The organism is Corynebacterium cystitidis, assembly GCF_900187295.1.
GTDB lineage: Bacteria > Actinomycetota > Actinomycetes > Mycobacteriales > Mycobacteriaceae > Corynebacterium > Corynebacterium cystitidis.
Window position 1 is genome coordinate 1,096,212 of record NZ_LT906473.1, and the last position, 12,249, is coordinate 1,108,460.

11 protein-coding genes are annotated in these 12,249 nt (G+C 56.6%); 5 read left to right on the forward strand and 6 right to left on the reverse strand.

Annotated features, from left to right (window positions below; genetic code table 11):
* Window positions 1-42: 42 nt before the first annotated feature.
* The 5 genes from CKV99_RS05190 to acnA all read right to left on the reverse strand — a co-directional run bounded on the left by CKV99_RS05190 (window position 43) and on the right by acnA (window position 6,033).
* On the reverse strand, window positions 43-1,407 hold the full coding sequence (locus tag CKV99_RS05190; RefSeq protein ID WP_092255311.1) for a PFL family protein: 1,365 nt from the start codon (window positions 1,405-1,407) through the stop codon (window positions 43-45).
* 12 nt (window positions 1,408-1,419) lie between these two features.
* Window positions 1,420-1,689, reverse strand: a complete 270-nt coding sequence (locus CKV99_RS05195) for an ACT domain-containing protein (RefSeq protein ID WP_092255313.1) — start codon at window positions 1,687-1,689, stop codon at window positions 1,420-1,422.
* 93 nt (window positions 1,690-1,782) lie between these two features.
* Window positions 1,783-2,514 (reverse strand): glutamine amidotransferase, encoded by a 732-nt coding sequence (locus CKV99_RS05200; RefSeq protein ID WP_092255316.1) that lies wholly within the window; start codon window positions 2,512-2,514, stop codon window positions 1,783-1,785.
* Window positions 2,515-2,537: 23 nt separating this feature from the next.
* Window positions 2,538-3,113, reverse strand: a complete 576-nt coding sequence (locus tag CKV99_RS05205; RefSeq protein ID WP_092255318.1) for a TetR/AcrR family transcriptional regulator — start codon at window positions 3,111-3,113, stop codon at window positions 2,538-2,540.
* 142 nt (window positions 3,114-3,255) lie between these two features.
* A complete protein-coding gene (gene acnA / locus CKV99_RS05210) occupies window positions 3,256-6,033 on the reverse strand; it encodes an aconitate hydratase AcnA (protein WP_218141568.1) in 2,778 nt (925 codons plus the stop codon).
* A gap of 278 nt (window positions 6,034-6,311) precedes the next feature.
* Between acnA and CKV99_RS05215 the strand changes: the two genes are divergently transcribed.
* From CKV99_RS05215 to CKV99_RS05225, 3 genes are all read left to right on the forward strand, one after another.
* On the forward strand, window positions 6,312-6,785 hold the full coding sequence (locus CKV99_RS05215; RefSeq protein WP_092255324.1) for an Rv1476 family membrane protein: 474 nt from the start codon (window positions 6,312-6,314) through the stop codon (window positions 6,783-6,785).
* A gap of 451 nt (window positions 6,786-7,236) precedes the next feature.
* Complete coding sequence (locus CKV99_RS14955) at window positions 7,237-9,126, forward strand: DIP1281 family NlpC/P60 protein (protein ID WP_092255327.1); 1,890 nt, start codon at window positions 7,237-7,239, stop codon at window positions 9,124-9,126.
* A gap of 31 nt (window positions 9,127-9,157) precedes the next feature.
* Window positions 9,158-10,189, forward strand: coding sequence for a ferrochelatase (locus CKV99_RS05225; RefSeq protein WP_092255330.1), 1,032 nt, complete (start codon window positions 9,158-9,160; stop codon window positions 10,187-10,189).
* Here CKV99_RS05225 and CKV99_RS05230 read toward each other — a convergent pair.
* Window positions 10,186-10,935, reverse strand: coding sequence for a hypothetical protein (locus CKV99_RS05230; protein ID WP_092255333.1), 750 nt, complete (start codon window positions 10,933-10,935; stop codon window positions 10,186-10,188). The genes CKV99_RS05225 and CKV99_RS05230 overlap by 4 nt on opposite strands.
* 33 nt (window positions 10,936-10,968) lie before the next feature.
* On the opposite strand from CKV99_RS05230, the gene CKV99_RS05235 reads away from it, so the two are divergent.
* Together CKV99_RS05235 and CKV99_RS05240 are read left to right on the forward strand one after the other, a co-directional pair.
* Window positions 10,969-11,808, forward strand: coding sequence for a DUF3097 domain-containing protein (locus tag CKV99_RS05235; RefSeq protein ID WP_092255336.1), 840 nt, complete (start codon window positions 10,969-10,971; stop codon window positions 11,806-11,808).
* A 10-nt stretch (window positions 11,809-11,818) separates the two neighbouring features.
* A complete protein-coding gene (locus tag CKV99_RS05240; RefSeq protein WP_092255339.1) occupies window positions 11,819-12,247 on the forward strand; it encodes an NfeD family protein in 429 nt (142 codons plus the stop codon).
* Window positions 12,248-12,249 lie beyond the last annotated feature (2 nt).

Consider the following 12,249-nt stretch of genomic DNA (forward strand, 5'->3'; position numbering starts at 1 on the left):
AAGCAATATGAAGTGCGGGCAGGCGCAACTGGGGCGCGTGGATTAATTTCGGAAACCGTGGACTGGCGCAGGAATATAGCCACCACGTCCGATAAACGCAGCGTTGCCAACCTCATTTACAGGGATTACTGGCGCGTAGCCAAGAAGTCCACCGAAGTTTACTTCATCTCCTGGGACAGTTCCTGGGACGGGGATAAGTCGGGCAGCGGTAGTCTTGTGGTTCATCACACCGATAGCTGCTTCATCAGCAATCATCCCGGCGATGGTCGTCGCCGGGGTATCACCCGGAATGGCAATCATGTCGAACCCGACCGAGCAAATCGATGTCATCGCTTCCAGCTTGTCCATTGTGATCGCCCCTGACCTCACGGCGTCGATCATGCCCTTATCTTCAGAGACAGGGATAAATGAGCCGGACAATCCGCCGACGCGCGAGCATGCCATCATCCCGCCTTTCTTCACAGCGTCGTTTAGCAATGCGAGGGCAGCAGTGGTGCCATGAGTGCCAACTTGATCTAAGCCCATGTGCTCGAGGATGTGGGCCACGGAATCGCCCATCTCAGCAGTTGGAGCGAGCGACAAATCGACAATGCCGAATGGGACGCCGAGTCGCTCTGCGGCCATGGTGCCCACCAGCTGGCCGGTACGGGTGATCTTGAATGCGGCTTTTTTGATCTCCTCAGCTACGTCATTGAGACTTGCACCCTCCAGGTTGCCCAGCGCACGGTCTACCACACCGGGGCCAGAAACACCCACGGACACAACGCAGTCTGGCTCCTCGATGCCATGGAAGGCGCCGGCCATGAATGGGTTATCGCCCACAGCATTGGCAAATACAACGAGTTTGGCGCAGGCGATTGAGGAGTTATCTTTAGTCAACTCTGCGGCTTCTTTAATCACCTCACCCATGCGCGCTACTGCATCCATATTGATACCCGCCCGTGAGGTGGCGATATTGACGGAACCGCAGACGAGATCGGTGGTGGATAAGGCCTCAGGAATCGAGTCAATGAGTCGTTTTTCTGAGGTCGTAGCGCCCTTTTCCACCAGCGCCGAGAACCCGCCAATGAAGTTCACGCCAACCGCCTGCGCGGCACGGTCGAGTGCCTTGGCCACCACGACGGGATCACCTGCGCACCCGGCCGTCACCAACGAAACTGGGGTGACGGAGACCCGTTTGTTCACAATCGGGATCCCTAGCTCAGTCTCGATGCCCTCACAGACCTCCACTAAGCGACCCGCCTGGGTAGTCACTCGATCATAGACTGCTTCAGCTGTTTCCTCCATGGTGCTTCGAGCGCACTCGAGCAGCGATATGCCCATGGTGACCGTGCGGATATCTAAGCGGTATTTCTCAATCATCTCGATCGTGTCGAGAATGCTGTGGCTGGCAAACTTCAGCTCCATTGCCTGCCCTTCCTAAATCTCGTTGACTGCGGTGAACAACGCTTCCGACTGGATGCGGATGACAAGTGCTTCCTTCTCGCCCACAGTATCCATGTGTTCCTGCAGTTCCCTGATGCCCACCCCATCGTCGTCAAGCTCTACTCGCAGAATCATGGTGAACCACTTGTCCATCAGTGTTTGCGAAACGTCCAAGATGTTCACGTCTTTTTCAGCGAGGGCGGAGGTGACTGCGGCAATAATTCCAGTGTGGTCTGCACCGGTCACGGTAATGATGGCGTACATGAGATTTGATTGTAGCTATCTCAACTTTCCCGTCATCCACCACCCTCGCTGCCCTCTGCACAACTGCCGGGCACCGAAGTTAAACTCGACTACTCAGTATTGACCTGTAAAACAAGCCTCGACGAAGCGACGCAGGATGCGGTTCGCCCAAGTCGTGTCTACGGAGGGCAGACCCGCGACAATCTGATCGTAATCGTCGGGCGAGAAGTAGCCGTAATCGAAATAAAAATCCATCCGGGTCTTCATCGCTTGGGCGTCCATCTCCGCATGGAACTGGCTGGCCCACACTCGGTCGCGGTAGCGCACCAGCTGCACTGGGCACGTCGGACCAGTGGCCAACACCTCAAGGACCTCCGATGGACTTTCCGCGTTCTCGGTATGTCCGGTGAGAGACGAAAACTCCTCCGGGAAGCCGTTGAGGAGAGCGTCGTCACGCCCCGCTTTGGTGAGCTTAACGACGGTTGGCCCCGATTCTTCAGCGTGCGCATGGTTGACACTTCCACCAGTATGGTGAGTGAGCCAACTCGTGCCGTAACAGATGAGAAAGACCGGTAGCGAGCCGTCGATAAGCTCAGCAAGTTGCGCATGAACATGATGCTGCCACTTAGACCACTCGGCGTCGGTAATATTTAATGAACTCCCGCCGACAATCACCCCACTGATTCCCTCGAGAGAGCCAATGACGTGTTGGGTCGATTCCAAGATGCGGTGGACCATGGTGTGGGAAGTCAATCCTGTAGCGTTCATCACGTCTCGGGCCTCGGCGGCAGCGACACTATTCCCTAAAGGCCCGTCGCGCAGCGAGAGCAACAAGATTTTCGACATGAAAAGATTCTAAACTTAACAGCCTATTCTGGGGTAACCCGACCTCGGACAGTCTGCTCCACCAAGTCCAACACCTCATCGAGGTGCTCCGTACTCTCGCCGCTAGCAAGCCTTGTAATGAAGCCATCCATAAAAGTTTGCAATAAGATATGCAAGGCCCCGACGGGGACATCATCGCGCATTCGTTGCTGAGCCGCGTTTTCCTGCAGGCGCTTGGCCACTGCCTGGTCGAGCACCTCTTGGTGTGCCTTCCAACGAGCCTTAAACTCGGGATCCGACCGGAGCTTGCGCACAATCTCCAAACGAGTAGCAAGCCAGTCATAGCGCTCCGGGTGGTGGAGCATGTCACGCATCACTTCAACCAGACCGCCTTCAGCAACAACATCGGCTTGTCGCTCAGCATCTTGCTGCGCAACAGCCAAGAAAAGACTCTCCTTATCGCCAAAGTGATGGAAAATCGCGCCCCGTGATTTACCTGTTGCGTCTTCTAACAGGCGCACGGTGGCGCCCTCATAGCCGAATTCAGCGAAACACTTCCGCGCGCCGACAAGAATGTCGTCGCGCCGGCGCTGAAGCTCGGTATCGCTGATAATCGGCATGTGTGAAAACCTCCTGGGACGGCATGGTAACAGCGGTGAAATAAAGAATCTAGCGTGGAAAAGAGAAAGGGCCGTGCTCTGAGACGAGCATGGCCCTTAACCCCTTGTTCCCGCAGGGGTGCTTAAACACACATGGTGGTACTTACTTCACCATATTGCGCAGCACGTACTGCAGGATGCCGCCGTGGCGGTAGTAATCGGCCTCACCCGGTGTATCGATACGGACCTTGGCATCGAACTCTACGGTGTTACCGTCCTCCTTGGTTGCGATAACCCTGACCGTCTTCGGGATCGTGTCGCCGTCGTTCAGCGCCTCGATTCCAGTGATGTCGAAAGTCTCGGTTCCATCGAGGCCAAGCGATCCGTGGGACTCGCCCTCTGGGAACTGCAGTGGGATAACGCCCATACCGATCAAGTTCGAGCGGTGAATACGCTCGAAGGACTCAGTGATAACTGCCTTGACACCCAGCAGGTTCGTGCCCTTAGCAGCCCAGTCACGAGAGGAGCCCGTGCCGTATTCCTTACCGGCGATAACAACCAGTGGGATGTCCTTCGCGGCGTAATTCTGAGCGGCATCGTAGATGAAGGCCTGTGGAGCGCCCTCCTGAGTGAAGTCGCGGGTGTAGCCACCCTTGACATCGACCAGTTCGTTAGAGAGGCGGATGTTCGCAAACGTACCACGAACCATAACCTCGTGATTACCACGGCGGGAACCGAAGGAGTTGTAGTCCTGACGCTCCACACCGTTTTCATCAAGGTAGTTGGCAGCAGGGGTGCCAGGCTTAATGGAGGAAGCAGGGGAGATGTGGTCAGTGGTGACTGAATCACCCAGTTTCGCCAGGACGCGGGCGCCCTTGATATCCTTTACTGGTTCAGGCTCCGTTGGCATACCGTCGAAGTAAGGCGCCTTACGGATGTAGGTGGAGTCCTCGTTCCAATCGAAGGTCTTGCCCTGTGGAACGTCCAGTTGCTGCCACTGCTCGTCGCCCTTGAAGACGTCTGCGTAGTCGGCCTCATACATCTCACGGGAGATCGCGCCAGCAATGGTGGACTCAATCTCCTCAGAAGATGGCCACACGTCCTTCAGGAACACATCGTTGCCGTCCTGATCCTGGCCCAGAGCCTGGGTTTCGAAATCGAAGTCCATAGTCCCGGCGATCGCGTACGCGATAACTAACAGTGGAGATGCGAGGTAGTTCATCTTCACATCCGGGGAGATACGGCCCTCGAAGTTACGGTTACCGGACAGAACAGCAGTTGCTGTCAGGTCGTACTCGTTGATCGCGTTAGAGATTTCATTCGGCAGCGGGCCTGAGTTACCGATGCACGATGCGCAGCCGAAACCGGAGAGGTAGAAGCCGACAGCCTCGAGGTCCTTCCAGAGGTCAGCCCGCTTGTAGTAGCCATCAACAACTTGGGAACCCGGAGCCATAATGGTCTTGACCCATGGCTTCGCTGTCAGACCCTTCTCAGCTGCCTTACGTGCCAGCAGTGCAGCGCCAACCATGACGGAAGGGTTCGAAGTGTTCGTGCACGAGGTGATCGCAGCAATAGTGACCGCGCCGTGGTCGAGAGTGTACTCGCCGCCCTGTGGAGACTCGATAATGACCGGCTTGGACGCGCGGCCTTCGGCTCCAGCTGCTGCAGACTCCCCGCTGGCAGGCCACGACTCGTTGTAGTCAACAGAGTCAACCTTTTGCGCGCGCACTGGCTCTGCAGACTCGTTGCCTGCCGTGTTGTAATCAGGCAGCTGGTTACGGAAAGTTTCCTTGGATTCGGACAGCAGGATGCGGTCCTGCGGACGCTTCGGTCCTGCGATGGACGGAACAACGGTGGACAGATCCAACTCGAGGTACTCCGAGTACTCAGCTTCTGGAGCGTCCTGCTCCAACCACATGCCCTGCGCCTTAGCGTATGCCTCAACGCGGTCGATATCCGCCTGGTCGCGGCCGGTCAGGTGCAGGTACTTGGTGGTCTCTTCATCGATCGGGAAGATCGCGGCGGTGGAGCCGAACTCCGGAGACATGTTGCCAATGGTTGCGCGGTTTGCGAGCGGAATCGACTTGACGCCGTTGCCGTAAAACTCGACAATCTTCTGCACCACGCCGTGCTGGCGCAACATGTCCGTAATCGTCAGAACGACATCGGTAGCAGTCACCCCAACTGGGATCTCGCCCGTTAGCTTGAAGCCAACAACGCGAGGAATGAGCATGGACACTGGCTGGCCAAGCATAGCAGCCTCGGCTTCAATGCCACCTACGCCCCAGCCCAAGATACCTAGGCCATTCTGCATGGTGGTATGAGAGTCAGTACCGATACAAGTATCTGGGTACGCGAGGCCATCGTTGTCGAAGACGACGCGAGACAGATACTCAATATTGACCTGGTGCACGATGCCGGTGCCTGGAGGCACAACGCGGAAGTTAGAGAAGTTCTCAGAGCCCCAGCGCAGGAACTGGTAGCGCTCCTCGTTGCGCTCGTACTCGATTTCAACGTTCTTAGCCATCGCGTCTTCGGTGCCGAAGGCCTCGATGATCACGGAGTGGTCAATGACCATCTCGGCTGGAGCCAGTGGGTTCACGTCATCTGGGTTGCCGCCGAGAGTGGAGATTGCCTCGCGCATGGTTGCTAAGTCGACAACACATGGCACGCCAGTGAAGTCCTGCATCAGCACACGAGCAGGGGTGAACTGGATTTCGACGGAAGGCTCAGCCTTCGGATCCCAGTTAGCGATCGCCTTAATGTGTTCTTCAGTAACGTTCTTGCCGTCCTCAGTGCGCAGGAGGTTCTCTCCGAGAACCTTCAGGGAGTAGGGCAGCTTCTCCATACCTTCGACTGCATCGAGGGCGAAGTAGTCATAGGACTTGTCGCCGACTTCGAGAGTCTTCTTGGCGTTGAAGGAGTTCTTGCTTTCAGTCACAGGGAGCTCCGTTTCTCGTTGGTGATCCATATTTCAGATTGGGTGTGACCCCTAATGCGGATGCTTGCGTTGATCCTTAAGGATGTGAAACCTCAGGGTCAACACAAGCACAGTGGTCAACCGACAATTATATGTCAATTGCCACGGTCAATTCTCTACCTTAACAGTACGCGCGTCCTGTTGAAGGATTCTCTCGAGATAGCGTCGCATTGCCATTCGTGTCCTACCCCCATTCAGGTAGTCTTGAACTCATTCGAACAACGGAAAGGGCGGCGTCTATGGGTTTCGACAATATTTTTGTGGAATCATTGGCCCAGCAGCTTCGGCACGATGGGGTAGCTTTTAGCTCGAATAATCCCGCGAACTGGATCCTCGAGGAATCTCTCCTTGAGGTCGGCCAGACCGTAACCCACGAGGGCTTCCCCCAAGTGGGGGTAGTGGTGCTAGAGGGTCACGATTTGCATGGGGCGCAGCTTCGGGATCTCGCCCAGGATCTGAATCTTGCCACAGGAATAGACACCATTATTGTTCGTGCGCCCCACGCGACGGCCGCGGTTAGTGACTCGTTCACGCGCAGTGAGCTTGAAGCAGGGCAACTCGCCATGGAGTCCCAGGTGGATTATGCTGCCGGACTTTTAGAGTTTTCCGGCGTTGTACAAAACTTCTCCATACCGTGGATTCCTTTGTTCTCCGCGATCATTGCACTTTTGGTTGCCGCGGTTATTTTTACAGTTCTTCTCGACAAGCGCTGAGGCTTGACCCAACAGGCTTTTCTCAAAAAGTTACCCGAATGTGATTCTCAAAGTGATGAGAATCACATTTTTTATCTCCGTAGGGGAACCTGCAGCTGGTGAGGTTGTTATGTCATGGGGTTTGGCTTGACGGATGTGAAAATTGGTAAAGATTGTGAAATTGACCAAAGAAGTGGCCTAAAGTTCAATTGTCGGCTCATGAGTCGCTAACATGTAACACGAGAAACTTGCGTATCAATTAGACACGGGCATGTGGGGAAGCACGCCAAGCGTCAGACGCGCAGGGAACGGTCGGGCTGCATGAAAGCTCTCTAGGCCTTCACTTCAGTAGTCGATCTATCTCTACCGCATTGGGTCAAGGAAAAACCCTTGACACTGTCAGGCTGTGTCGCGCCTTCACCGAGGTTCGCACACGGCTCTACCTAAGTATGCGGTGTGAAGGAGTACCTTCGTGCTTTACCAGAACCGTCAGCGGCGGAATAGCCGTGCCCGCATGTGGCTCGCGACCGTCGCGTGCACCACATCAGTGGCGCTAGCTACCTCGCTCACTCCGGCAGTCGCCCAGGAAGAGGCGTCGGCAAGCGCTCTTGTATCCGCGATCTCGGAGGCGCAAGCTGAAATTGACCGTCTCAACCTGGAGATGGGTGCCCTGCGAGAAGCCGTCAACAAAGCGATCGTTGACTATGGCGACGCCCAATCCGCCGCAGAACAGGCACGGCAAGGGGCCAAAGACGCAAGAAAAGTCCTTGAGGACTCACAAAGTGCAGTAGAAAAGGCGCAAGATGAACTCAATGAAGTTGCGCGCTCGACCTACCGCAACGATGGTTCTACCAGCAGTGTTGCTGCACTTGATAGCGACGATGCGCTCAAGGACTCGCTTGATCGAAGTGTTTTTCTAAAGAAGCAGCGGGGCGAAAAGAAAGAGACCCTCAACAGGCTCGAAGGCGAACGCACAGCTCATGCCAACGCAGATTCCCTCGTGCGCCTCGCGGTGCAACTTGCCGAAAAGCGGGAGAAAGAGGCAATTGACGCAGAAACATCAGCGAACGAGCTGCTAACCGATAATCAAGAAGCTCTCGAGCAAAAGAGTGAAGAACTTACTGCCGCGCAAGAGGAGTTACGCAGCGCGCAAAACGCTCTCGAAGAGATACGTCCCGGATCGTCCGGCACACCGGATCACACTCCGGCCTCGCAGGCCCGCGAGGATGAAACGACTGTCAGCGAGTCACCCGCGGAGCCTGCAACTCCACCACAGACAGCGACACAGGAAACCGATTCGACCCAGCCAACGGCCAGCCCAGAGCAACAGGCAGAGCCACACACTGAAGTAACTAGTGAGAACACGGAAGTTTCGTCGCCGCAGGGCGGGAACCAGTACTACAGCGATTCTCGATCCGTTTTTGGTGAGTCCGTTGACGCAACAGAGTCCGGGGAAGACGCTGCTGCACATGATGATGTCGCCGCTGAACTGTCGTCACAGGCTATTTCAGCAATCACTCGCCAAGCTACGGAAAAGGCCGATCAGTCAATCCTCGACCGCGAGATTCCTGTTCCTACCCTGGAACAGATCCAGGACGCGGTGCGGACAGTCATGTCCATGCGGGGCACTTTCGACGAATCCAACGAGGGCGACCTTGCCACCGCAGCCGCTATAGTTGCCGCGACCCTTGTGGTCTTGGCCACCCAGGTCTCCAACGCTGACCTTGCACATGGTTCGTCGGCAATCGGTGGCGCAGCAACACAGGAGGGCGCTAACGGCGATGCTCAGGACGCTACAGTTAACTCCGGGGTGTCAACCCTGCCTGCGGTAACCACGGAGCTGGAAACCGACACACCTGCTCTCAACGAGGTTCTGCCAGAGATTCAGACTGTTGAGCAGATAACTGAAAGAGCAACCGAAATCGTTGCGGACTCGTCTCGCGCAGCAAAGATTGAAACTGTGATTGCACGCGCCGAAACCCAGTTGGGTGTTCCCTATGCGTGGGGTGGTGGAGATGCGAACGGCCCAACAAAAGGCATTCGGGACGGCGGTGTGGCTGATGCCCACGGCGACTACAACAAGATCGGCTTCGATTGTTCTGGTCTTACCCTCTACGCATTTGCTGGTGTTGGCATCTCACTTCCTCACTACTCTGGTTACCAGTATCAGCGCGGTACTAAGATCTCGCCGAGCGAAGCACAGCGAGGTGACCTGCTCTTCTGGGGCCCGTCGGGTAGCCAACATGTGGCTATTTACCTGGGCGACGGCATGATGATCGAAGCCCCTCAGTCTGGCGACGTGGTGAAGAAATCTCCCGTGCGTTGGTCTGGTATGTCACAGTATGCGGTTCGCCTGATCTAATTACAAACGAAAGTTTGATAGGCTCATTCACATGAGTATGAGCGACTACGATGCACTCCTCGTCCTTTCCTTCGGTGGCCCCGAAAGCAATGACGAGGTTGTTCCCTTTCTAGAGAACGTCACCCGCGGTCGAGGAATCCCACGTGAGCGCCTCGAACAGGTAGGTGAGCACTATTTTCACTTCGATGGTGTCAGCCCACTCAACCGTTTGAACCGAGAGATAATCGAGAATCTCGAAGACATCATTGAGGAACGCGGACATGAGCTTCCGGTGTATTTTGGTAACCGTAATTGGCACCCGATGGCCAAAGATACCGCTGAGCAGATCGCTCGGGATGGACACTCCAATGTCCTGGTCTTCGCTACCTCGGCGTGGGGTGGCTACTCGGCCTGCCGTCAGTACGACGAGGACATCGTCGACATGCGCGAAGCGACCTCAGGAGTGGACTACACAAAGCTGTGGCAGTTCTATGCTCACCCGACGTTTATTCGCCTCATGGCCAAAGATTTGAAAAAGGCTTGGGATAGCGCCGACAAGGATGCCACCAAGGTCCTGTTCACGGCGCACTCGGTCCCGACTGTAGCGGACGAGGTTGCCGGTGGCCCAGGAGATCCGCATTTATATTCCCGCCAGGTAGCAGAATCGTCTCGACTAATCGCGGAGGCAGCAGGCATTGATGACTACGAAGTGGTATGGCAGTCTCGCTCCGGTAGTCCGCGCACCCCTTGGCTGGAGCCGGACGTGGTAGACCGAACTGAGGAGCTTTCGCGTGCCGACGAATCCTTCAAGCACTTGATTTGCGTGCCTGTCGGTTTCATCTCGGATCATATGGAAGTGATCTGGGACCTCGATACCGAGTTGAAAGAAGCGTGCGATGAAGCCGGCATTAGCTTGGAACGCACTCCAACCGTTGGGCATACACGGGATTTCGCGGAGATGGTTATCGACATCGTGGAAAATGTTGGCCAAGACGTTGCACCACAGAGCTTGTCGACGGTCACAGTTCAAGGCTGCACAGTCAACGGTGCCCCGTGCGCCCCTGGCTGCTGCAAGAAAGACTAGCTAGTGCGCCAGTAATCGTGGACCGCATCCGCAACGCCTGCCATTCTGGCAGTGCGGATGTGGCGCCACAACGCGAACAAGTGGGGGTCTAGACTGTGGTCACCAATGCGATCAGTCACAGTCTCAATGATTGCGGCGACGCGATCGGCGCGAGCAAATAGTTTTGCAGCTCGAGGCGTGACGCTACTCGGCAGGCCTGGTGTGTCGTAGAAGTCAGCGAGAGAACCCACGGTTAACCGGGGGTTCGACAATTCGTCCGAACGGTACCCGGTGGCTTCGATTAATGCAGCTGCTCCGTCCGTTGCCTGCGCTAGCAGCTGGTCAGCCTCCCCCGGAGTCAGCCACGCTGGCTCAGGAAGGCGAGACTCCTCGTCGAACGCGCGCCAGGCAACGCCATTGTCGTCGTAGCGTGGAACGAGGATATGTGACACACCGCCACGCCCACGGACAACAAGGGCACCAGCAGACGTTAGGGCAGCAGCCGCCGCCGAGCCAGCGGGTATGGCTGCTGCCTGGCCCGGCCCCCACAAGATCAGCCTCAGCACCGGCTCCTCCCCGTGGGTGTCGGCACGCGCTCGGATCTCACGGAGCATGTCGACGATCGGGCCACCATTCCACCGATGTGTTCCACCCAGCGCGGACAGCGCCGATAAGACTGAGTCTGTCGGCTCGTGGCCGTGCAACCAAGCGGCCAGCCAGACAGCAGTATTTTGCAGCGGTGAGTAAACTTGGGCGCGCATCTCCATTCGGGGCATTATAGCCGATACACTAACCAGGTTATGAGCACTGATGATCGATATAGGGGCGACATTTTCTCCGGCCACGCGCGTACCAAAGCGCCCACCTACCCGGAGGTGCCAGCGAAACCGGGCATCGTTGTGGAAGTCTTCGGTGACGATTTCGTCGGCGCCGTCATCCAGTTCGAGAAGACCTACGACGGCCACTTCGTCCGCCTCGAGGACCGCTACGGCGCCCAGCGCCTGTTCAAAATGATACCCGGCGCGTTTCTTTATGAAGGCCAGCGGGTAACGCTCACACGATTCGTCGAAAAGCAGGCTCCGCGCAGGTCTAACTCCGGCTCGAGGCGCGTCGACAATGTACAAGCCAAAGTGGCTATGCCGTCGCGGATTTGGGTGGAAGGTATTCATGATGCTGCCATCGTGGAGAAGGTCTGGGGCCACGACCTACGCGTCGAAGGTGTTGTGGTGGAATACCTTGAGGGTCTAGACAATCTGCCGCAGCGGCTCAGTGAGTTCAAACCCGGGCCGGGCCGACGTATCGGGGTCCTCGCGGACCACCTGGTGGAAGGGTCGAAAGAATCGCGTCTTGTGGCCAACGTGGGCCCGGATGTGTTGGTGACAGGACATCCCTACATTGATATTTGGGCAGCGGTGCGGCCGGAACGCCTCGGTATTCGTGCTTGGCCCGAGGTGCCTTACGGGGAGGATTGGAAAACCGGCGTGTGCCACCGCCTGGGATGGTCGGACCCGAAAGAGGGATGGAACCGGGTGTACAACGCCGTCAATTCCTTCCGCGATCTCGATTCCACACTGATCGGGGCGGTGGAAAGGTTGGTTGATTTCGTGACAATCCCTGAGCTTTCCAAAGAAGATATGTAAAGTTTGTGGCGTGGGTCCCCTTATCTGGCTAATCGCAACGCTTGTTCTCGCCGGCATTGAGCTGGCCGTAGGCGAATTCACCCTGCTCATGCTAGCCGGTGGTGCTCTAGCCGCCACCGGTGTCGCGCTTTTCGACGTCCCCTTATGGGCCGAAGTACTCGTGTTTGCGGCCGCCTCTGCCGGCTTAATGTTGTTTCTTCGCCCGTACTTAAAGAAGCGCTATCACCAGCCCAAGGTTCTGGACATATCGCCACGGGCGCTCGTCGGAAAGCGTGCTGAAGTGATCGAGGAGATCGGGCCCGGTGGGGGCCAAGTGAGGCTGGACGGGTCGATTTGGTCGGCAAAGTCCATTGACCCGCAGGAGACCATCCCCGTTGGTGAATCCGTCGTGGTGGCGGAAATCGACGGGCCAACTGCCGTTGTTTGGAAGGATACTTAAAC